The following is a 20,740-nucleotide window of genomic DNA, read 5'->3' on the forward strand; positions in this document are numbered from 1 at the left end:
GATTAAGAAAGGCCCTCGAAGTGGAGAGTAACGAGGACACGAGGCCTGTCGAGTTTTCGCTATCGGTTAGCGCGAGTTGCCGGGGAATCATGCGCTGGGCGATTCACTCCGGCCCGCCACCCAACGCAAAAATGTCGTCCAGATCCGCCTCACGCCAATACCCACCACCCCCGGCCCAGACGATATGCGCCGGCCGAATGTCGGGCTCATGGATGAAGCCCGCATAGGCGCGATGGACCGTGACAATGTGGTTGCGCCGCGCCTTTGAAGGCCGCCCGTTGGTAGACCGAATCGACGCGCCCCGTGGAATCAGAACCCTTGCACCGGGGGCGATCCAGTCGAAATCCACGAGTGAACCCACCAGCGGACCCAGAAAAAGACCGTACCCGGGGAGTTCGCCTTCCGGGATGAGGTGGAAAAGGCGCTCAATCGCCATCACGGCATCCGTGTTGATCCGCTTCTCGGTGCGCGTCAGCAAATCCACCAGGCTTTCGCGCGTCAAGCGTTCCACCGGAACCGGGATCTGGTACTGGGTGAGATGGTTCAAAAGGGCCGCCTTGCAGTCTATGGGTTCTTTGATCCCGAGTTACGCCGCGTTTTCTTCAGACATGGCATCAGCATCGACCAGCACCGTGTCGAAGTCGAACCGAGAGGAACAATCCGCGGTATCGACACGGACGATCGAAATACCCTCTTGCGACAAAAACCGCTCGACCTGCTCGGACCCGGCAGCATTGGCAAGATCACCCACATTAAAATCTTCCACCGACATCGCCCACTCTTTGCGCCCCTCATCGGTCTCGATGGCCCACCGGGTCAATCCACGGATAAGGCGCTGAAGCAAAGCCTCATCGGATTCATCCGAATGCCTGGTCTCTATAGCCAATTCGGCGGTCGTGGTTATCTCCATACCTTCCTGTCGAGCGAAATACAAAATGCGCTGTTCCATGTCTCACCTCTAATCCGGCTCCGGGCCGGGCATCCGCCGCCCGAAGTGACGCGGGCGGTTCGTCTTGATTCACCACAAGACTATCGGAATGCGCCATGCTGTCGAGTTCTCGGGTCGGGGCATCAACTCGACCGCTCAAGGGGTACGGGTACACTGTAGGCCAAGCAGAAAAACGAAGGAGAAGCGGATGGAGCTTGAGAAACTACAACAAGTGATCGTGGTGGGTGGATTCGGCCTGATGTTTTTGGCCCCCGTGATTTATTGGGTGCTGGTGCTTTTCGGTGTCATCGATGGACCGGGTGGCCTCTCGATGAAAAAGAAACCCCATAGCATGCTGGATGAAGAAAAAGACAGCCTGAGCGAGTACGAGCACGAGATTCGGCCCTACAACGGCACTTCGGACAGCGGAATGCTGCGGGGCGGAAGCGACGCGTTTAGCAAAAGTCCGCGTAAACCCTCGCCCACTCGGGCGGGGATACAAGCGGGCAGTGCGATAGCACTGCTGGGTTAGCGGTATTGGGCCTGGCAGCATAGGCTGTACATACATCCATGCGACAATGACTTCCCATGCTGAAGGCCACCAAGATACGCATTTATCCCACGACCGAGCAGGCGGCGTTTCTGAACCGCCAGTTCGGCGCGGTGCGTTTTTGCTACAACACCGGCCTTCGCATCATGTCCCATCGCTACCAGCGCCACGGCCAGTCGTTGAGTGCAAAGCACGACATCAAAAAGCTGCTTCCGGTGGCCAAGAAGTCACGCAAGTATGGCTGGCTGAAAGAAGCGGATTCCATGGCTCTCCAGCAGTCGTGCATCAATCTCGACCAAGCCTTCCAGCGCTTTTTCGACCCCAAGCAAAAAGCCGGCTATCCGCGCTTCAAGAGCAAGCGTGGCAAGCAGTCGAGTTACCACTGTGTGGGTATCCAGGCTGGCGAGAACTGGATCAGGGTACCCAAGCTCGGTCCGATCAAGGCCCGGGTGCATCGCAAGGTGGAAGGCAAGCTGAAAAGCATCACCCTGACCCGGACGGTCACCGGGAAGCACTACGCCTCGCTGCTCTTCGAAACCGAACAGGTCGCCCCGGAACCGCTGAAGGATGTCGACGCCGCCGGTGTCATCGGCCTCGACATGGGGTTGTCGCATCTGGCCATTGACTCCACCGGCCATAAGACCTCCAACCCGCGCTTTCTCACCCAGGCCGCAGCCAATCTGCGGCGTAAGCAGAAGGCGCTCTCTCGCTGCCAGAAGGGCAGCGCCAATCGGGCGAAAGCCCGGCTGCTCGTGGCCAAGGCTCACGAACGGCTGGCCAACGCCCGCAACGACTTCCAGCACAAGCTCTCTCGACAGATCGTTGACGACAACCAAGCGGTGATCGTCGAGACGCTGAAGGTCCGCAACATGATGAAGAACACCCGCCTCGCCAAGCACATCGGCGATGCGTCCTGGCATGCCTTGACCACCAAATTGGACTACAAGGCCAGGGAGCAGGGTAAACGTCTGGTCCGGATCGACCCGTGGTTTGCCAGCTCCAAGACCTGCCATGTCTGTCATCACAAGATGGACGCCATGCCGTTGAGCGTCCGGTCGTGGGAATGCCCCGCCTGCCACACACAGCACGACCGGGACATCAATGCGGCACTGAACATCAAGCACCAGGGCTTGATCCATTTGAAGGCGGAAGGGCTGTCCGTCTCTGCCCATGGAGGCTCGCGTAAATCCGGCATGCCGCCGGTTGCCGCCTAAGAAGTGGGAAGCCTCGCCCGTGGCGCGTCAGCGCTTAGGGCGGGGAGCAGTCACCGACTCGTTCATGGATAGCAGCCCTTCGCATCACGACCGTTGACGAGCGTAGGGCGAAGTCCGTTACCGGCGATTGAGAACGACCGCCTCAAATGGACTCCCTTGAGGCCGCCCTCGAATCGCCGCACGGGAGTGGTCGTGAGCGATCCGAATATCCGGCTCGTGCCGGTCGTTGCCATGCTGAAGGCCGACTCGCCCGGAAAGCTCGCGCAGGTTGACCACAACCTGCGACAGCATCGGATCCCCCTTCAAGCGTTTCGGAATCTTAGCGCCCCGCCCCGTGCCGCGAACACCGGATAGTCCACTGAGACCCGAGAGAGCGCTCAAGAGGGGCCGGTGATCCCCGTGAATCACGACGCCCCCTTTTGCACGGACCGCGAACTCGGTCGCCATCCAGATACCAAGCAACTCGGCCTCAAGCGAACTGAGGAGCGCTCCGCTGGGCGCGGACCCCTCTTCGGAACCGGCTAGCGCGCCGACTTGGATCGTACGGGTCGAATAGAAGGACTGGCGGACACGCCCCTCCGCGACAATAAGCGCCGCGGCGACCTGGGTAAGGTCCGGGGAAACGGTCCCGTCGGAATACAGTGCAATCGGGTCACCGGGAAGAAAGCCCTCCAGTCCGTCGCTACGCGATCGAGGGAGCCCGAGGAAGGCGCGCGGATCGTGGTATCGAAGGCTCACAACGTGGGGGGAACGGGTTCATGCACGGTTGAGAAAACGGGAACGCATCCGCCTCCTGATACCGCCCAGGCGGCTTCCCGAGACTCCATCCAGCGCTTCAAAGAGAATCCCTGAAGGGTGTGCAATCGGGGCGTGAGGTCGGCGACCTCCAATTCGGCCAACTCCTCGAAGGCCTCCTGGACCCGGGCGTTGTACTCCAAAATGATCGGAGCGACGGCCTCCGCATTGTCCTCGCGAAACCGTAGCGCCTCCCGCAAGGCCTCTTCCCGACTGACCGGGCGGGCTGTCGTGTTATAGGAGAACGCCCGCGCCATTCGACGCCCGGTACCAACATCCAGGTGTTGAACACGGAACAGCCAGCGCCCCCGGTGATGGATCTCTGAAATGCGCGCATGCCCCGTGTTCGTTCGAGCGCGTGCATCGTCCATGTTGGGCTGCATAATAACCATCGCTTTTGATGCGAAGGGGTGCGCCGCATAGAGATCGTTTCGCATACGAAGCGCCTGGCGCAACGACTCGGGCCCCACCCCATTGATCCGACCGTTGAGGTGGCGCCCCCCTTCGCCGTCCCACGAAAACACGACATAGCCGTTATCGACGCGGCTGACGCCCAGAAACGGGGTTTTCTTGTCAGTGATCTTGATACCCGCCTCCTTGATCGAATTAGTGGGCCTTCCAGGGCTGGAGATGCGGGATGGCCTCCACCTCCCGATACCGACCGGGCCACCGCCCCTTCAGCCCGCCACGCGTCCAGGCGGTGATGACGAAACCGCCACCCTGGTTATTCTCCGGGAGCTGGCGGTCGGACTGCTCGATGGCGATGTGCAAAGAGAACGGCGCCTCCGAGTCGTCCTCCCATAACAACTCAAGCGCATCCTTCGCCTCGCCGCCCTCGAACGGCTCCCATGGGCCGCGGGAAACGATCACCATCTTGGCGCCCTTCATCTCGCGGATGATCGGCTTCTGGCTGTCGGGGACCAGCAGGCGCCCGGCACCGGCGTTCCAGGACAGGTAGCAGAAACCCGACTGGGCGGGCTCGCTGTCCCAATAGTTGGTGGAAACGAGGGCCTGGCCTTGGTTTTGGATGGTGATCATGAGTTTCTGTGACAGACCTCTTCCGAAGTATCCAACCTGGGATTTCCTAAACCAAGGATTCGGTTGACGATAATTACCCATTCCTCAATATCGGAAGGGGTTAAATCAACCAATTCATACAAGTCCGCAATCGTGAAGAATTGGGATTCCTCATGTCGAATTTCGTCGCCGGTATCCTTAGCGGAGCGCGCTAAGAAGACGATCCCGTCTTCCGGGTTAATATAAATCTCGGCCTCGATTCTGATGGAGCGAGAGATGCGACCGGAAATGTTAATCTGAGCCTCTATGTCAATCTCGGAATCGTCGGGGTCCGAATACTCAAAAAAGTCCATGACTTCGCCAATAGCTGTGAGGTGATAGCCTCTGTCGGCCAGACGAACGAATGACCACAAGATCGACTTGATCGTGTCAATGCCTTGCCTATCGTATTGCATAGATTAACCGGATCCTTGGAGTTGGGATAGAGGGATCTATTGTGTGTCGGGCCCTTCGCCTGATTTCAGTACCACCCGCCCCGAAATCTTGTCGAGGCGGTATTTCGTGATGGTGCCATTCACGATCGCCTCGACGACCTGGATGGCGGATTCAGGGGCTACCGCGAACCATTCGCGCGGGTGAAAGACTTTGCCCTTTCGGCTCTGCAAGGCGATCGCCAGGCGCCGATCCGCAAGAAAGCCGTGCACCAGCCCTTCGAACTTCCGGGGGTCGAGGTTGTAGCAGGCAAAGGACTCCACGACTTCAACCGGCCCTTCCAGGAAGGCCGGGTCGTTCTCGGCGTTGGCAATGCGATCCGCCACCTCGCCCTCCGTGTATCCAATCTTGACCAGATCCCGATACTCCCGCAGGGCTGGATCAGTTGTCGAGTTCTTCCAATCACTCGCGCGGCCGAATGGAAACAGCAACCCCCATCTCGCGCAACGATGGCGACAGGAGGGTCCTTTATCCCAAAGAGCAGCGCGCGGAATATTTTTTGACAAGCCCAAGCCGCCGCGTACCGTAAGATCCACCTCCATTCCAGATCGAGAAAACGCGTGGAAACCGAAATCAAGAAGGCACTCGGGGTACAGATACAGCAGAGACTCGCGCAGGTCGGCCGAAGCAAGCGATGGCTCGCCCAGGCCGTCGGGGTATCCCCCGCCTCTGTGACTGGGTGGGTTCAGGACGGGCATATCACCATCGAGAACCTGTGTCGTGTCGCAGGCGCACTTGGTGTATCCACCCAATGGCTTATGGGGATTTCCGTTTCAGGGGAGCACACTCAGGCCCACGGCCAAGCCGCGGTCTACGGGAGCACCGCAGGCGTCGCGACCGAACCGACGGGGCACCTGGACACGGGTGGCCCCATCGCGCCCGAATACTGGGCACTGAAGGTGGCGGGGGTGGAACTCGATCCAAGGTATCGCGATGGAGAGGTACTTCTGCTGGACCGAATCAAGCCGCCGGTACCGGGCACGGATGTGCTGCTCTACTCCAAGGAGTCCGGTGAGGCCCGGGTGCGCGCGCTCGTGGCCGATACATCGGATGCGGTTTGCACAGCCCACGTCTGTGGCGGTGGATGGCTCTGGGAGCCCCGGACGCCTCAGTGGTCAATGGCCAAGATTGTGGGTGTGTACCACGCCAGAATGGTTTGACGCTCGCCCCACGGCTAAAGCCAACGGCTTCTCGTGCCTCGTTGGTGAGCGTGGATGGATATGCCAATCAATCCTCGCTACGCACGCGCCAATCAGGCTGGCTCGTGGCAACGAGCTGCCCCCAGTCATCTGGCGGATTCCCCCGTTCGAGCATCTTCCCGAACATGGCGTAGGGGTCGGATTTGCTCCCTGCGGATCGGAGCGTCTTCTCGTCATTGAGCCACGCGAACACGATGGTTCTTGATCTGGAGTCGTAGCGAAAGAATAGGCGGAATCGGCGTCCGACCTTGGCGCGGCGCCAGTGACGATAAGCAGTACCCAGGGTGTTTCCCTGGCGATATTCGTCTCGTGCGGGGTTGGCCGGTATCGTCTCAAGAATCAACTGGCTGAGCGCCCGAAACAGCTTGACGTTGGCGTTGCGATCGAAGCCCTCCGGGTCATTACGCTCCGCCCGTTGAACCGCCTCGTACAGCTTTTGAAGCTGCCCTACCATGCACTCATGGAACAGCAACGCCCATCCGTGGCGCTGCATCAAAGCGACACTTCTCCCTCGATGCCCTCATCAACATCTTCGGCATGATTCGCGTGAGCGAGCATGGCATCGGCGAGCCCCGCCGGAAGAGAGCCGACGTTTCGGCCTTTGCGGATGTCCGCCTCCAGAAGATCCAGGAAAGCGCCAATCGCCGGGTCATGGTGCTCGCCCTCAGCACGGGTGACGATCACTTCGCCACCCCGTAGATCAAAGGCGACTTTGCCTTGAGCCGCAACGCCCAGAACTTGCCGGATAGACTTGGGCAAGGTGATCTGCCCCTTGGAGGTGAGTGTCGCTTCCTCGTGGATACTGGTCATGGCCGGCTCCTGTTGTCGATACCTGCACCTTCATCGTAAGGAAAATTCCTTACCGCGTCAATGCGCGTCAATCCCGACGTCCTGCTGTCGTGCGACCCTTCACACATAGTGGCGCGGGGAGCCCCTGGCGCCGCCGTGCCGAGGCCGCTCACCCGCCCTTGTTCTGGAGAATCTCCATGATTGCCATGGCCTGCGCGGGGGTGACCGCTTGGTTGACCTGCACCCACATCCGGCTCGGGTCCGAACTCGACTGGCGGATCTCAAGGGCAGGTGCGGCCCCATCCCTACCAGTATCGTTCACACCACCCACGAACCCGGGGAGCAGATCCGATACCGAACAGCCGAGCACCCGCGCCATTTTCTTTGCGTTTTCGGGGGAGGGATGAGACCGCCCCTTCATGTAGGTCGAGATGGCATCCCGGCCCATCCCGCAGGCCCTCGCCAGATCGGATTGTCGCCAATTCCGCTTTGCAAGCTCGTTCCGAAGTCGCTCCGGAAGCGGAATCGATTGGCTCGACCCTGAATCGCGGTCGCCCTGCTCAAAGAAATCGTCGGTGCTGTTCATACGGAGCCCCTTGCTCACGTGAAAAATTGCCGGGTGTGCCACCCAAGGCCCACCCGGAGGATATCGTTACGCCGCCTGCGCCAGAACCGGACGCTCAGGCTGGCGGGCCATCGACCGCAGCGCCTGCCCCAGATGCCGGCCCACGGCCGCGAAGGCAGTGTGAACCACGGACTGCCCGAGGATCTCGTGAGCGCGGGTGGCACTCAGGCCGGCGACCAGCGATTCCGGGATGGTCTTGCCCCGGGCGTGTTCGGCCGGCGTGAGGATGCGACTCAGGGCCGGATCGGTCGGGTGCTGGATCCGCAGTTCAGTGGATCGAACCTTCGCGTAACCGCGGCCGAGCGTCCCATAGCCATCCTGCGAGCCATCCTGAACCTGCGTCCGGAAGCCCTTTCCGGCCGCCTTGTCCTTCACCTCCTTGGCCGCCAGATAGTCGTAGGATTTCCACATCGGATCATCCAGCGCGATCGGATCCAGAATGTCTGCGACCTGCGCTTCCCGCTGGCGGATCGGGCGCAGCCCGGCAAAGTCGAACGGCAGGTCCTCGTTGGTGGCGACCAGACAGAACCGCTTGCGCTTCTCCAGCGACCCCATTTCCCAGCCATCGATGACGGTTTCATGGAGTGCGTAATCGAGGCTGGCGAGCACCGAGCGGATGACGGTCATGCTCACCGTCTTCCCGTACTCGGGCACGTTCTCCAGCACGATCATGGAAGGCGTGAGAGTCTGGATGGCGGCGAGGAAGGCCACGAACAGCGCCCCGGCGGTTTCGTGCTCCTCGGCGGCGCTCAGGTGGTTCTTGGAGCGCCCAGACTTCGAGGCGCCGGTGCACGGGAGCCCCGCCACCAGCAGATCGATCGCGGGCAGCTTGCGCCACTCGATGTCCTGCATCGGGCCCTCGATGGCAATGCTGTCCGCCGACCAGATCGGGTTGTTCGAGAGGGAGGCATCGAGGTAGCCGCCGTCGTACTCGTTGGCGAAGGTCAGGTGCGCCGGGACACCGGCATCCTCGAGGCCTTCATGGATCGCGTGATCGAGCACGCCGCCACCATGGGCCAGCGAGCCGATCCGGATCGGAAGCCCCTGCTCCATACGCGCGCCCAGCGTGCGCAGGCGCTGTCGGGTCGCCGCCTCGTGGTGATGCAGGGTGACATCGATACGGCCTTCCCGAACCACGACTCGGACACGCTCGGAGTCGCCGAGGATACGGGCGATGTCGTCGTTGGCAACGTCGATGACCGGGTACTCACGCTCACCGCGCTTGCGCCGGGAAACCTTGCGGGGCCCTTCGTCAGTAAAGGTGAGAGTCACCCCCTTCGAGTCCCCGTCCATCTCCGACAGCGCGTACTTCTGGCCGGGAGCGATACCCATGCGGGCCAACCGCTGGCCTTCCAGCCAGAGCCGCTTCTGGCCGCGCTGTTCGCTGAGTTTGGTGTAGATCACAGTGGTGTTCGCCATGATGCTTCTCCTCGCAGCTTCGGGCCGCGGGTCCGCCGCTCGGGGTGGGCGCGAGCGGTTCGCCTTCGATCCACTACAGGCTACCGAACCCCGTCGATCTGTCGATTTCTTCACGGATGGTTGGCGCCAAAGAGAGAGGGCTGGCGGCCGGAGCGGATGACCGCCGGGTTGAGCCACAGGCACTCGGTACGGGCATCAGAGCCCGAGGCCCCGGCGGCGGCGACGGAGCGCGTGACACGGGTCCAGTCACTCAGAAGCGCGTCATACAGGGGGTTCGGATACCCGCTGATGACCACTCGACCCTCCATGGACCGGGCGACCTCCAGCAGGCGCTCGTGGTCGGGCTCGGACAGGTTGTGCCGGTAGTAGCGGCCCCCGTCGTAATGCAGGGTGCCGGGAAGGTATGGCGGGTCGAGGTAGTGCAGCGTGTCCGGGGCGTCGTACAGGCGCATCACATCCAGCCCGTCCCGGTTCTCCACCAGCACGCCCTTCATGCGCTCGATGAACGCCGGGAGCACCTCGGCCAGCCGCGCCCACTGGTGCGCCGGGTTGGTCCCTGGATGACCCGAGTCGCCTCGAAACCCGGAGCGCCCAGTGCGGGTGGCTCCGGTGGACCCATGCGACGACCACGCCCGAAACAGCGTCCGACGCGCCCGCTCCACCGGATCGTCCACGGTCTCGAATGAACACTCGAACTCGGCGCGCGAGTACGGCGTCAGGTGGCACGCCCGGCGCAACGCATCACCCTCCTCCGGATCCCGAAGCACGCGAAAGACGTTCACCACCTCATCGTCGAGGTCGTTATAGACATCCAGCTCGGCCTGCGACTTCTGGAGTAAAACCCCGGCCGCTCCGCCGAATGGCTCGACGTATATCCGGTGCGGGGGGAAATGCTCGAGCACCCAGGGCGCCAGACGCCACTTCGCGCCGTAGTAGCGCATCAGTGGGTTCGAGGGCGGGTCGCTTGCCCGGCACGCGGCAGGGCTGGCGGTTTCGAGAAAACAGGCGGGATTTGATGCCATCAACTCCATCCTTGGAAGCATCCAGAAATAACGGGCGTATTCTAGGGGATTACGGGGCGCAGGGCACGCCCCGTTTTTCGGGGCCGCTCAGGCGGCGCGGCGATTGCAGGAGTCCCGCAGGTAGCAGGATCGGCACTTGCGCGCCTCGGGCCGGAAGTGAACCGGCTCACCATTGCGCAGCGCCACCACCTGCTCATACTGCGGGCGGATCGTCTCGAACAGGGCAGCGTCATCCTTCGGGATCGTCCGGGTGACGCGCCGCTTGCCGTTGACCCAACGCACCTTGTTGACCGGGAACCCGGCCCCGCGTGCGGCCAGGGCGCCGAAGCGGGCCTGTGCCCAGTCACTCGCGTATGGACCCTTGTCACGCCCCTTGTTCTCCACCACGATCACGTCGCGGCCCTCGCGGACGATGTGGTCCGGGCGCGCGCCCACACCCCACGCCTCGTTCAAAAGGAACGGAGCGCCCTCCTCGTCCTGATACAGCAACGCCTCGCCGCCGATCACGGGCAGGTTCCGGGGCGCGCGCAGCCATCGCCACAGGGCGCGCAGCAGCCACAGCGCCACGGCCAGGCCGACGCCGACCCCCAGCAGATCCATCATCCCTTCATTCATCCGGCACCTCCGGGTTGGCGATCTCGATCAGCACGTCCCCGTGACAGGCCTTGGGCGCGCAGAAGCACACCAGGTCCCGCCCGCGAAGCTCGCGGCGGGCGGCCTCCATCTTTTCCGGCCGTGCCAGAAGCCATTCGCGGTACCGCGCGACCACTTCCTCGCGGGTGCCGTCCCGACCGACCACGAACGGGTTGCCCCAGCGGCTCGGACGACCGATATACACCGACCCCGGCGAACGGGAGTCGCGGTGTTTGTTGAGTACACGCGGCATCACGCACCCCCTTGTTTGCACTGAACGCGGGAGACCACGCGATCTACGACTCGCCGCGCGAAGCGGTCGAGCGCTGGAATGCGGCGGGCCAGCGCGACAAAGACGGGCGAGAAGGCGTAGTACAGGCGGACGAAAACACGCCCGGAAAGCCGCGTCAGAAGAACACGGTCACGCCACTGCCGCAGCGCTTCGGTGCGATGGTCGTGAAGCCCATAGAGATGGGTTGCCACGTAACAGCGGCTCCCGGTGCCGCGCGAATGAGCCACCGCCACCTTGCGGTTGACGGTTTCGTGCTTGACGGTCCCGCGGTGAGCATCGTGTTTTGCATGGGACGCCAGGCGAGCCCCAGCGCGCTTGAGGCGATAGGACTCGGGGCAGAAGGTCACCGAATGGATCTCGCTGGCGGTGACGATGCGACCGTCGCGGGGGCGCTTGATTTGGGGGTTACTCACGAGGAATTCCCTTCCTTTCAACGATCGCATCAATGTCGACCAAAACCGTATCGAAGCCGAAAGAGCCATCGGAATCGTAGACGTCTGCATCGATAAATGACACGCCCTGCTGAGCGAGAAAAGGCTGGAGGCTTTCGATCTCGGATCCGGAGAGGTGTACCAGGTCGCCAACATTGAGATCTTCACAAGAAGACTCCCAAAGAGCCCGTCCTTCGGGCGTACCCGACACCCAGGCCGTGATAGCGACAATCAGGCGACGGAGAATATCGTCATCCCCCAGTTTTTCGTCCGATACGGAAAGGTTAAGGACGCCTAAAGTGGTGGTTGAGAAGCCCTCCTGGCGGGCAAAATTCAGCGTGCGATTGTGCATGTGGTGACTCTCCTCCGGCTCCGGGCCGGGCATCCGCCGCCCGAAAAGACGCGGGCGGATCGTCGTGTTGCAGGGTCAGAATATCGTAAAGGTCGGGCCTGTCGAATTCTTGGTTAGGGCGCGGCGCTCTGCCCTCTAAGCGGCCTTATACCCCGCCTCCAACAGCCCCGCCGCCATCTCCTCGGTGATCTCCTGAAGCCGCTCCTCGGTCCAATTATCGCCCAGAGAATCGAGAATGGCGGCCAGGGTCGCCCCGTCGCAGATCGCATACAGACCGCCCGCCAGCAGGGCAGCGCCGATCATCATGCGGCCGTCGCGGGGCTTGGGGATCGGCTGGTCTGCCATGGAAATCCTTTCCGGCCCGCCGTAGGTGGCGGATCCAATGCGGGTTCAACTAAAGCCTAGCGCAGACAGCCGATCTGTCCATTCATGCACGGTGCCCCGGAAAAAACCCGCCCGGCGAACCGGGCGGGCGTGGAGGGTATGTCCGTAGGCCGTGTCAGAACTGGCGCTGGTGCGTGACCATCGCGCCCCACTCCGAGGGGTTCGAGGCCACATGCCCCGGCTCGGTGCTATACATGACGTTGAAGCGGGTCGAGTGATCGCCCTGCCCTTCAATATCGAAGAACAACTCGTAGTCAGTCTGACGGCCACTCGGGGACAGGTCCACCGATTCCTCGGCCAACGCCACGTTGCCTCCCAGATCACGTCCCACCGGGATCGATAGTTCCGCCGTGCCCGACTCGACCCGCAGCGGCTGCGCCATCACGCCACCGACGCGAACCTGATCCGTCGCTCGGGCCACGAAACCCGCCGAGCCAGAAGAGGTTTGCAGTCCGTCCACCTGGCTGACCAGGCTGTTCGAGTTGCGGATCGTGTTCGTGCGGCCATGCTCGTAGCGTGCGAACAGGTCCACGCGGTCGTTCATGGCATACACCATGTCGATCCCAACCGTCTGGGTGGCATTGCCGCCGTCCATCTGGAAGCCGCCGCTGCCCTGCGTGCCGAACAGGCGTTCATCGTCCTGCACCATGCCAGCGGTGACGCCTACGTTCAGGTCGTCCGTCGGCTCAAACCCGGCCCGAATCAGCGTACGCGAGGCGCTCCCCTGCGGATCACCATGATCAATACTGAAGCGGTCCGTGCTGCCCTGGTTGACCATGTGGCGCACCGAGAGGTCTATACCTCCCGCGTCATAGCCCATGTGCCCGCCCTGAGCGCCATACCATTCGGTCTGGTAGGCATCGGCCGTATGGGCCGACAGCAGGCGATGGGCGCCGACCAGATCCAGCGGGCCATCATTCGGGGTTAGCTCCATCGAGTCACGGGACGCGACCCCTAGACGCACGTTGCCGATGTTCATCTCAGACTGGAACGACTCCAAACCCCCATCCATATAGCTGGCGGTGTAGGAGAAACCATCCGTCTCCAGAGATTCGGTCGAACGGAAGCCGTGCGGGCGCATCATCGCCCGATCCAGGGAGGACAGGCGGGGGCCCTGCACAGCGCCGGTCAAGTCGAACTGGAAATCCCGGCCGAACTGGTCAAACGCCGCCACGGAACTCAATCCGCCGGCCGCCTCGAAGGCGTCCCCGAAAGCAGCCCCGGTCGTCATGCCGGTCGCCGTCATATCGCGCGACCCATCATCATTCGCCGCCGCGAAGGACAAATCCATGTCCCCGATCGGGGCCAGGGCCGCCTCCGCGTCCACAACCCCGTGGCCGTGGACATCCGGATCGTAGTCCTCAAGATCGTCCGTACTGGCCGTCTCGAACAGGATCTCGGCCACATCGGAAGCGCTCAGGTGTTCGGCATTGTTCTGCGACCAGACCAGCGCCGCGACCCCTGACACGAACGGGGCTGCGAAAGACGTCCCACTTCCGACCGCATACTCGTTCTCGCCATCCGCAATGGCAATCCCTTCGTCAAAGCCCTCACGCATCTCACGGAGGCTCTGGCCCGGCGCCATCAAATAGTAGTCGGAGGCATCACCGGCCTTGTTGCTGAAACTCGCGAGATCGTCGCCAGCCGAGTTCAGGGCGCCCACCACGATCATCGAGTCGTTAAAGATGTCGGCCCCAGCAAAGCGCGCCAGTCCTTCGGGGTTGCTTCCCCCGTTGTTTCCTGCCGACATTACCATCATGCCACCGGTCTCGGCATGGAAGTCCTCCAGCGCGTTCTCCGCCATGGTTCCCGTAGTCACACCAGAGAAGTTCATTACGGGGCGCGTACTGGCAGGCCGGTCGCCGGAATCCACGTCCGCCTGAAGCGCGTCCGAGGCCAGATCGAGGGCGGCCGCAAAGGAATCGGAGTATTGCCCCATGCGGTACGCCAGAACGGTGGCCTCCGGAGCGGCCCCAATGTTCCGACCCGCTGCGATACTGGTCACGGCGGTCCCGTGGTTGTCGTCGAAGGCGCCTGCGTATTCGACGGGTTCGCTGGTACCACTGTCGCTCACTGACGTCGAAGCGATCTGATTCAGCTCGCTGGCTTCGTGAAGATCCATCCCGTCGAATTCCTGATGGGAGGTGTCGAGTCCGCCATCGAGAATCACCAGGGTGGCGTCCTGGCCCTGCTCATCAATGCGCTCGCCATCACGGACGAGCCCTTGAGCCTCGAGCTGCCCGGCGATGACCACATCGCTGTCGGGGTTGTCGCGGACATTGGAATTGCCACCACCTCCGCCGCCACCGCTGCCACCGCAGCCAGACAATAGAATGCCGGCGCCGGCCAACGCCGCCACCAGCGCCAAACGAGGGGTGTGAATCGTGCTTGTACTCATGGATGAACTCCCTTTCCCGTGGGGGAACAAAACGTTCTTGTGTCGGAATTGACACCCCCAAAATGCCAAAACGTTTTGATCTGTCGATTTCTTGCAAGCCCCGCCAGAACGCGCACGCGGCGCGGCATAAACACCGCCCGAGGCTGAGCCTTTCCGGAAGTCTATCGGGCGTGGGAAAAGCGGGATGAGGTCGTTTTTCGGGTGGTATCACCCGAAGGACGAGCCCTCGGTTGCTGCCGCGTGAAACCAGTCCCCGCCGCTGCGAAACCGACCCCGAAGTCGTCTGCCGCTGATAGCATCTGGGACTGCGATCCAGAGCAAGGCAGAGTCATGGAATGGACTCCGGAGGAAATCTAAGCGCTCAAGAGGATCGACCCGACACGAGGGTGTCGCCGGCGCACGGTCCAAACCCCCACATCGATCCGCCAAAAGCGTTCAGTGCAAGGCCCGAAAGAATGGTCTGGCGTTCGAGGCGAGAGGCAGGTCGAACCGATGGTCCGCTGAAGCGGACGCGATGATGATTGCGGGTTATGCGTCACTGGGGCCGGAGCTATTGGCGAAAATGCTGGGCAAGACACGGCAGGCGGTGAAATGGCGAGCCTGGTACTTCGGTATCCCGCATACGCCACAGAAGGGAGCGCCGAAATGGACTCAAGAAGACATTGAAGCGCTCAAGCAGCAATGGGAGGCCGGAAGGCTTGCGGCGCTGCGTGCAGCTTTTCCAGAGCGAACGGAGTCCGCGATCAAGACCCGCGTCTGGGAGCACATTGCCCCGGCCAGTCGCGACGCTCAAACGCGGGAGGATGATCGCCAGCGACACAAGGCCTACAAGGCTTTGCTGAACTCTGCGACGCGGTGACGGGAATGCTGGCGGTGCGGTTCCACACACCACCGCACCCGCTGCGGGATCGTGTCGCCCGGGTCAATATGTGGGGGCTATTGAGAGCGGCCGTGCCACTCGGACGCTTGTTCGGCAACCGCCGAACGCAGCTCCGCATCCGTAAGTCCCTCGACCCATTCCGCAAGCGCCTCTTCGCTACCAAAGAAGGCCTGGCGCTCTCGCAGAAACGCGCCCAACTCCGGGCCCTCAAGACCCGTCACATCGGACACCACCCGACCGTTGAAGCGTGCCCGCACCGCCTTCATGCGGCGATGGTGATCCAGTAGGTCGCACACATCGCGTGATAAGCGCGGGAAGCGGTCCGTCGCCCGAACCAGGGCATTCGCCCGGAACAGTTCCTTGTCCTGATTGCCCCATGAGGCCGAACAAAGCCCTTGACCCTCCATCCATGCGAGGAACGCCTGATAGGTCGGCCGTGCTGCATCACGCCGCCGAGCGGCATTCGGCCGGTTTTCCGGCAAGAAAACCCCAGGATCGAAGTACGGCGAACTCGAGACAAAATCGAACAGGGACTCCAGGGAGTCGAAACCGCCCTGCGCGCCTTTCCAGTACCGCTGCGAGTCGTACCCGAGGAACGACAGTGCAAGCTCCCAGTCCCGCGTCACGACCACCTCGCCCACGCGCTCGCCGGCGGCATCCACTTCCAGCCGCAATCCTGATTCGGACAGTTTGAAGCCCATCCGGCGGGCCACCCGACCCAGTAGATTGCCGAGGTCATTGAAGGCGAAGTACCAACGCGCAAAGTCGAAAGCGGACTCGGGCACCTGAACCACATCCACCTGAAAGGCACCCGCCTCTGTGGGCACCGAGTAACTCAGGACCTTGCGATTCGGGTCTGCGTCCAGCCGCTTGGAATGGTTGACCACCATCTCGGTCGCACCCAGGGACACCCCGAGCGCGTTCTCGAACGTCGCGTTCTCGAACGTCGCGTGGTCGCAGGCGAGCAGAACATCAAGGTCGCCATGCGACGTCTTGCCGCCATGAAACCGAACCGGCTCGGAACGGTGAGCCCTGGGGAGAGCCGCATCAAGGGCACGCTGAACGCGGCAAGCCAGCACCATCAGTTCCGATGACGTTAGCCGTGTTGTACTGAGGACGGCATTCCCACCCATCGTCAATCACCCTTTCGGGGTAAACCCCGCATCAAGTCGCCGGCTTCGGGCCGGCTCCGAAATCATCACGACTACCTTAGTCGACGACTGCGGGTTGTCCATTTCTCCCAGGCACAAAAAAGCCCGCCGGGACCGGGGTCCGGGCGGGCATGAACGACGTGCGATCCGTCAGGTGTTGCCGGTACCGCCAGTGGTGCCGGCATCGACCGCGCCCATGGCGCCGGGGCCGAACAGATCCCGCATGCCGCCGAGCGACCCCAGCAAAGCCGTACCCTCCATCGGCACGAATACGCGATCCCCGTCCTTCGCAAGGTCCGGCAACATGCCGATATAGCGCTGGGCGATCAGGTAGTTCACACCCGCCGCCGGTCCGTCCGGGTGGTTTTCCAGGCTGCCCACGATCAGCCCGATGGCGTCCTTCTCACCCTGGGCGCGCAGCACGGCTTCCTGACGGTCGCCCTCGGCGCGTGCGATCGCCGCGTCGCGATCCCCTTCGGCACGGCGGATTTCCGCCTCCTTGTAGCCCTCGGCTTCGCGCACGGTGGCCCGTCGGGTTCGCTCGGCCACCATCTGCTGGTTCATAGCCTGCACGATCTCATCAGGCATGTTTATGTCCTTGAGCTCCACACGGTTCACCTTGAGCCCCCATTTCTGGCCGGCCTCGTCCATCACCGCCTCCATCTGCTTGTTGATGGTCTCGCGGTTCTCGAAGATGTCGTCCAGCTCCATCTTGCCGATCTCCGAGCGCAGCGTGGTCTGGGCAAGGGTCTGGATTGCGAGCACCAGGTTCTCGGCACCGTACACGGCCGCCTGCGGGTCCATGATCTGGTAGTAAATCACCCCGTCGATCGTGACCCCGACGTTGTCCTTGGTGACCACCGCCTGATTCGGGAAATCGAGGAGGATCTCGCGCATGTCGATCTTCGTCTCGGTGCGCACGATCTTCTGCTCACCCGCGAACTGAAGAATCGTGATCGGCCGCGGACGGTCCACGAATGGGATGATCAGGTTCAACCCGGGGGTCAGCACCCGGTGAAACTTGCCCAGACGCTCGATCACCATGGATCGCCGCTGCGGGACCATCGTGATCCCCATGCTGAGGAATGCGCCGACCAGAACAGCCAGCACGACGAATGTGATGAATCCTTCCATTATTCCTTCCTTTGCGCTTACGCGCGGTCGTGGATATCCGGGGTCACGACAGCCGTGATCCCCTCAAAACGAATCAGGCGGACCTGGTCGCCTTCACGCAGTTCATAGTCCTGGGTCTCCGTCCGCGCCGGGTAGAAATCACCGAGGATGGTGACACCCAGGCGGCTTTCGCGGACCATCACCCGCAGCACTTCGCGATTGGCGCGAATGTCCTGAACGGACAGGTTTCCGTCATCCCCGCGTACCCAGCGCCGACCGACCCAGAAGACAAAGCCCCCCATGGCGATCATGCCGCCGATCCCACCGAGAACCTGGGCCGCCATGTTGGCACCGAAAGCCGCTGGGATGATCGCGCCCAGCGCACCTCCGGCCAGAATCAGGGTGATGCCTCCGCCCCCCGACATCAGGCCGCCGAAGATCAAAAGATCCAGGACCAGGATGGTGAGGGCCGCGATCAGCCAGTATTGCCAAGGGTCCAGCGACAAAATCCATTGCGATAAATCCATAATGCCTCCTTTCGTTGTGAGCCCGGCAAAGGTATCGAAGCCCGGGCAACTGTCGATTTCTATCCAAGCACTTTCCGCATGCCCTCGAGGCGCTTCGGACCGATACCCTCGATTGAGAGCAATTCCGCATCCGTTGCATTGCAGATCTGCCCGATGGTGTCGTAGTGCGCCGCCAACCTCTTCGCGAGTGACCCACTCATACCGGGAAGCCCCTCCAGAACGAAAGCAAGCTGGTCCTTTGGGTGGCTGGGCTTCTTGCCGCGCAGCGGCGGGACATACCCCAGCCCCGAACGATCATGGGTGGCGAGCTTTACCAGCAGATACGCGGTGTGTTCCACCGAGTGTGTGACGATCACGTTGAGCCGCTGGACCGTGACCAAAAACGAAATCGCGCCATCGACCTGTGCCGGCGTCATGGATTGCTGGAACAGGTGAGGCTCCCCCTCAAGGATCACGACCGGCACGCAATCCTCGGCCAGTCGCATCTTCTCGGACTGGAAGAACAGCCGCTTCGAATCGTCGATCACCGAAGACTCGAAATCGGATCGCCCACCCGCCCCGCTCCGGCAGGACTTGCGCTCGATCACGAAGCGTTCGTTGACCTCGAGATCCGCCATCGGAAGTTCACAGCGTTCAACCTGAACATTGGGTATATCCGCGAGCGCGTCGAACAGCGCCGGGGGCTCCCGGTGGTCAATACGGATCAGCACCGGGTCGGGTACCGGGATTGAATGCGGGTCCAGCGCCGCAACCTCCTGCGCCCGATACGCGGGGCCAGAGCCGCTGGGTACGACCGCGGTCTTCGGCCGCCCGGACACCACCGGGCTGGCGGACGGGCCCTGGCGGGCCAGCACTGCATCGAGCGTGAGCGAGGCCATTTCCGCTTCCGAATCGAGAATCCCTGCCTCGACCAGCGCGTCCAGAACGTCGTCGTAGAACCTGTCTTCGTTCACGAGCAGGGTCACGCCCCTTCCGCCGAAGCCCGCACGCTCAAAGTAGGCAATCGTTTCGCGGCCCAGCCCCGGGATGCCGTTAATGTAGACGCGGGCGACGGAGGGCCGTTTGGGGTGTTGCCAGTGAGCGAGCATCATGGGGTATTCTCCGGATCGACAGGTGGGCGTGATCGCTCCCTGCGCGCCGCGCGAATCACAAAGACGGCCAACAGGATCAACTCGGCCGCGCCAGCGGATGGATCCGCGAACCCACCCACAAGGATGATCGCCATCATCACGGTGTCGATCGCACTGCTGATGATGGCGTAACCGGAGACAGCGACCAACGGGAAGCCCAGCCAACCCCCGTAGGCGAATGCCATCGCGAGATAGGCCATCAAAACGAACGTGACAAAGCCCCGCCCAAGTTCGACCGCGGAGTGATCGGAGCCCTGCACCACGCCCCAGCGAAGCATCGCCAGCGCAGTGGCGACCGCGACCAAGAAGGCGGCAACCGAAACCCCGTCCCGGGTTCGCGGAAGCCCATCACCGTTGTGACGGAAGGTAAGCAACCGAGCCGTGTGCTGGGCAAACGCCATCAGCAGCGCCTTCAGGACGGACATGAGGCCTCCCTGTGCTCGGGGTGTCGGCGGCACAACTCCACGACCGCCGCGCACTGCCCCTCGTCAAAATCACCGATATGGCATTCCGACTTGGGGAGGGCCATCTGCCGCGCCAGCCACGCATACGCCTGGCTGCGAGACATGGCGCCGTTTTGCCAGATCCGGTCGAACGCGGCGTGCGCCTGGGACTTCGCCCGGCGAAGGGCCGCATTGGCCAGACGCCCCAGCGGTTTCCCGGTTCCCGGGTGACAGCCGACGTGGGCGTCGCACGGCTCGCAGCGGTAAAATAAGCGCTCAAACAGGTCCGAACGGTGCGGGTACAGATCCCGTCCGGTGACCCGCGCCGACCATCCGCCGCAATAGGGGCACAAGGGTGTCAGCGAAGTGTTCATGCCGGGTCCCGCTCCCGCAGGATCGGAAGCGACTGGGCGCGCTCCACGATGCGCTGAGCGGCCTTGGTGCGCGTCATGTTCGAGGTGATCGGGATGTCCTCGACCCAGTCCTCATTCAGGGGCTCGGGGCCGATCCAGAACGCGATCTCGCCGGGCTTGTAGTACAAGCGCATCGCCACGGTGGCGTCCGCACACTGGCGGCGGAACCAGTCGATGCTCGCGGCATCCGCCGCCGACCGAATCTTTGCTTGCAGGGTGATGCTATCCATTATCCGTTTCCTTCCGGCTTCGGGCCGGTTCCGTTGGTATTGAGGGCCAGAATAACGGCCTGCTCGTGCTTGTCGATTTCTTCCTGGGTCGCCCCCACCGGCGGTCGCCAACGACAGCCCTCACACATCGGATCGGTGTCGGGGTGCCCCCCGTGGACGCACTGCGCCGGGCTCCACTGCACGGGCCACTCGACGGTCTTGAGGCGGCCATCCTCCGTGTAGCCGTTGTTCACGACCGGCGATCGATGGCGATCATCAAAGGGGTGGTTGTGACAAGAGTTAAGCGAAACAGGCATGGGGACGCCCTCCTTGG

At 62.5% G+C, this 20,740-nt stretch carries 29 protein-coding genes; 4 read left to right on the plus strand and 25 right to left on the minus strand.

The features are described 5' to 3' along the window. Positions 1–103 precede the first annotated feature (103 nt). Entirely contained in the window at positions 104–511 is a 408-nt protein-coding gene (locus TK90_RS13725) for a hypothetical protein (protein WP_244406404.1), read from the minus strand. A gap of 75 nt (positions 512–586) precedes the next feature. Further along, positions 587–949, minus strand: coding sequence for a hypothetical protein (locus tag TK90_RS13730; protein WP_013006585.1), 363 nt, complete (start codon positions 947–949; stop codon positions 587–589). 187 nt (positions 950–1,136) lie between these two features. Between TK90_RS13730 and TK90_RS13735 the strand changes: the two genes are divergently transcribed. Together TK90_RS13735 and TK90_RS13740 are read left to right on the plus strand one after the other, a co-directional pair. Beyond that, the gene (locus TK90_RS13735) at positions 1,137–1,460 is read left to right on the plus strand and encodes a hypothetical protein (protein WP_013006586.1); all 324 of its coding nucleotides are present in this window, start codon (positions 1,137–1,139) and stop codon (positions 1,458–1,460) included. A 56-nt stretch (positions 1,461–1,516) separates the two neighbouring features. Then, on the plus strand, positions 1,517–2,692 hold the full coding sequence (locus tag TK90_RS13740; protein WP_013006587.1) for an RNA-guided endonuclease TnpB family protein: 1,176 nt from the start codon (positions 1,517–1,519) through the stop codon (positions 2,690–2,692). 734 nt (positions 2,693–3,426) lie between these two features. Here the strand turns inward: TK90_RS13740 and TK90_RS15420 are convergent. The 4 genes from TK90_RS15420 to TK90_RS13765 all read right to left on the minus strand — a co-directional run bounded on the left by TK90_RS15420 (position 3,427) and on the right by TK90_RS13765 (position 5,427). Further along, positions 3,427–3,924 (minus strand): hypothetical protein, encoded by a 498-nt coding sequence (locus TK90_RS15420; protein WP_018940616.1) that lies wholly within the window; start codon positions 3,922–3,924, stop codon positions 3,427–3,429. 169 nt (positions 3,925–4,093) lie between these two features. After that, positions 4,094–4,525 (minus strand): hypothetical protein, encoded by a 432-nt coding sequence (locus TK90_RS13755; RefSeq protein ID WP_013006590.1) that lies wholly within the window; start codon positions 4,523–4,525, stop codon positions 4,094–4,096. Further along, positions 4,522–4,959, minus strand: a complete 438-nt coding sequence (locus TK90_RS13760) for a hypothetical protein (protein ID WP_013006591.1) — start codon at positions 4,957–4,959, stop codon at positions 4,522–4,524. The genes TK90_RS13755 and TK90_RS13760 overlap by 4 nt, the downstream gene beginning before the upstream one ends. A gap of 36 nt (positions 4,960–4,995) precedes the next feature. Continuing rightward, positions 4,996–5,427, minus strand: coding sequence for a GIY-YIG nuclease family protein (locus TK90_RS13765; RefSeq protein ID WP_018940615.1), 432 nt, complete (start codon positions 5,425–5,427; stop codon positions 4,996–4,998). 129 nt (positions 5,428–5,556) lie between these two features. Here TK90_RS13765 and TK90_RS13770 point away from each other — a divergent pair, with 129 nt between their 5' ends. Beyond that, positions 5,557–6,156: a helix-turn-helix domain-containing protein gene (locus tag TK90_RS13770; RefSeq protein WP_013006592.1), complete on the plus strand. Its 600-nt coding sequence runs from the start codon at positions 5,557–5,559 to the stop codon at positions 6,154–6,156. 67 nt (positions 6,157–6,223) lie between these two features. Here the strand turns inward: TK90_RS13770 and TK90_RS13775 are convergent, their stop codons facing one another. From TK90_RS13775 to TK90_RS13825, 11 genes are all read right to left on the minus strand, one after another. Continuing rightward, positions 6,224–6,688, minus strand: a complete 465-nt coding sequence (locus TK90_RS13775) for a type II toxin-antitoxin system YhaV family toxin (RefSeq protein ID WP_013006593.1) — start codon at positions 6,686–6,688, stop codon at positions 6,224–6,226. Next, a complete protein-coding gene (locus TK90_RS13780; RefSeq protein ID WP_013006594.1) occupies positions 6,688–7,005 on the minus strand; it encodes a type II toxin-antitoxin system PrlF family antitoxin in 318 nt (105 codons plus the stop codon). The genes TK90_RS13775 and TK90_RS13780 overlap by 1 nt, the downstream gene beginning before the upstream one ends. A 148-nt stretch (positions 7,006–7,153) precedes the next feature. Continuing rightward, a complete protein-coding gene (locus TK90_RS13785) occupies positions 7,154–7,570 on the minus strand; it encodes a helix-turn-helix transcriptional regulator (protein ID WP_018940614.1) in 417 nt (138 codons plus the stop codon). A 66-nt stretch (positions 7,571–7,636) separates the two neighbouring features. Continuing rightward, a complete protein-coding gene (locus TK90_RS13790) occupies positions 7,637–9,028 on the minus strand; it encodes a DNA cytosine methyltransferase (RefSeq protein ID WP_013006596.1) in 1,392 nt (463 codons plus the stop codon). A 110-nt stretch (positions 9,029–9,138) separates the two neighbouring features. Next, positions 9,139–10,050 carry a DNA adenine methylase gene (locus tag TK90_RS13795; protein WP_013006597.1) on the minus strand — a complete coding sequence of 304 codons (912 nt, stop codon included), beginning with the start codon at positions 10,048–10,050 and terminating at the stop codon, positions 9,139–9,141. Between the two features lie 87 nt (positions 10,051–10,137). After that, positions 10,138–10,665, minus strand: coding sequence for a PD-(D/E)XK nuclease family protein (locus TK90_RS13800; protein ID WP_013006598.1), 528 nt, complete (start codon positions 10,663–10,665; stop codon positions 10,138–10,140). Next, positions 10,658–10,936, minus strand: a complete 279-nt coding sequence (locus tag TK90_RS13805; RefSeq protein WP_013006599.1) for a DUF4326 domain-containing protein — start codon at positions 10,934–10,936, stop codon at positions 10,658–10,660. The genes TK90_RS13800 and TK90_RS13805 overlap by 8 nt, the downstream gene beginning before the upstream one ends. Next, on the minus strand, positions 10,936–11,388 hold the full coding sequence (locus TK90_RS13810; RefSeq protein WP_013006600.1) for a CFI-box-CTERM domain-containing protein: 453 nt from the start codon (positions 11,386–11,388) through the stop codon (positions 10,936–10,938). The genes TK90_RS13805 and TK90_RS13810 overlap by 1 nt, the downstream gene beginning before the upstream one ends. After that, on the minus strand, positions 11,381–11,758 hold the full coding sequence (locus tag TK90_RS13815) for a hypothetical protein (RefSeq protein ID WP_013006601.1): 378 nt from the start codon (positions 11,756–11,758) through the stop codon (positions 11,381–11,383). The genes TK90_RS13810 and TK90_RS13815 overlap by 8 nt, the downstream gene beginning before the upstream one ends. Positions 11,759–11,893: 135 nt before the next feature. Continuing rightward, a complete protein-coding gene (locus TK90_RS13820; protein ID WP_013006602.1) occupies positions 11,894–12,103 on the minus strand; it encodes a hypothetical protein in 210 nt (69 codons plus the stop codon). 154 nt (positions 12,104–12,257) lie between these two features. Next, a complete protein-coding gene (locus TK90_RS13825) occupies positions 12,258–14,540 on the minus strand; it encodes a S8 family serine peptidase (protein ID WP_013006603.1) in 2,283 nt (760 codons plus the stop codon). 514 nt (positions 14,541–15,054) lie between these two features. Between TK90_RS13825 and TK90_RS13830 the strand changes: the two genes are divergently transcribed. Beyond that, positions 15,055–15,399 (plus strand): hypothetical protein, encoded by a 345-nt coding sequence (locus TK90_RS13830; protein ID WP_018940613.1) that lies wholly within the window; start codon positions 15,055–15,057, stop codon positions 15,397–15,399. Between the two features lie 77 nt (positions 15,400–15,476). Here TK90_RS13830 and TK90_RS13835 read toward each other — a convergent pair whose 3' ends face one another. The 8 genes from TK90_RS13835 to TK90_RS13870 all read right to left on the minus strand — a co-directional run bounded on the left by TK90_RS13835 (position 15,477) and on the right by TK90_RS13870 (position 20,723). After that, positions 15,477–16,502 (minus strand): hypothetical protein, encoded by a 1,026-nt coding sequence (locus TK90_RS13835; RefSeq protein ID WP_018940612.1) that lies wholly within the window; start codon positions 16,500–16,502, stop codon positions 15,477–15,479. 219 nt (positions 16,503–16,721) lie between these two features. Further along, a complete protein-coding gene (locus tag TK90_RS13840; RefSeq protein WP_013006606.1) occupies positions 16,722–17,705 on the minus strand; it encodes an SPFH domain-containing protein in 984 nt (327 codons plus the stop codon). Positions 17,706–17,722: 17 nt separating this feature from the next. Beyond that, a complete protein-coding gene (locus TK90_RS13845) occupies positions 17,723–18,211 on the minus strand; it encodes an NfeD family protein (protein ID WP_013006607.1) in 489 nt (162 codons plus the stop codon). Positions 18,212–18,270: 59 nt separating this feature from the next. Next, a complete protein-coding gene (locus TK90_RS13850) occupies positions 18,271–19,302 on the minus strand; it encodes an ERCC4 domain-containing protein (RefSeq protein ID WP_013006608.1) in 1,032 nt (343 codons plus the stop codon). Beyond that, positions 19,299–19,766, minus strand: a complete 468-nt coding sequence (locus tag TK90_RS13855; RefSeq protein ID WP_013006609.1) for a hypothetical protein — start codon at positions 19,764–19,766, stop codon at positions 19,299–19,301. The genes TK90_RS13850 and TK90_RS13855 overlap by 4 nt, the downstream gene beginning before the upstream one ends. After that, positions 19,754–20,158, minus strand: a complete 405-nt coding sequence (locus tag TK90_RS13860) for a zinc-finger-containing protein (RefSeq protein ID WP_013006610.1) — start codon at positions 20,156–20,158, stop codon at positions 19,754–19,756. Before TK90_RS13860 ends, TK90_RS13855 begins: the two co-directional genes overlap by 13 nt. After that, the gene (locus TK90_RS13865; RefSeq protein ID WP_013006611.1) at positions 20,155–20,427 is read right to left on the minus strand and encodes a hypothetical protein; all 273 of its coding nucleotides are present in this window, start codon (positions 20,425–20,427) and stop codon (positions 20,155–20,157) included. Before TK90_RS13865 ends, TK90_RS13860 begins: the two co-directional genes overlap by 4 nt. Next, positions 20,427–20,723, minus strand: a complete 297-nt coding sequence (locus TK90_RS13870) for a hypothetical protein (RefSeq protein WP_013006612.1) — start codon at positions 20,721–20,723, stop codon at positions 20,427–20,429. The genes TK90_RS13865 and TK90_RS13870 overlap by 1 nt, the downstream gene beginning before the upstream one ends. Positions 20,724–20,740: the final 17 nt, after the last annotated feature.

Source organism: Thioalkalivibrio sp. K90mix, assembly GCF_000025545.1.
In the GTDB taxonomy this organism is placed as follows: Bacteria; Pseudomonadota; Gammaproteobacteria; order Ectothiorhodospirales; family Ectothiorhodospiraceae; genus Thioalkalivibrio.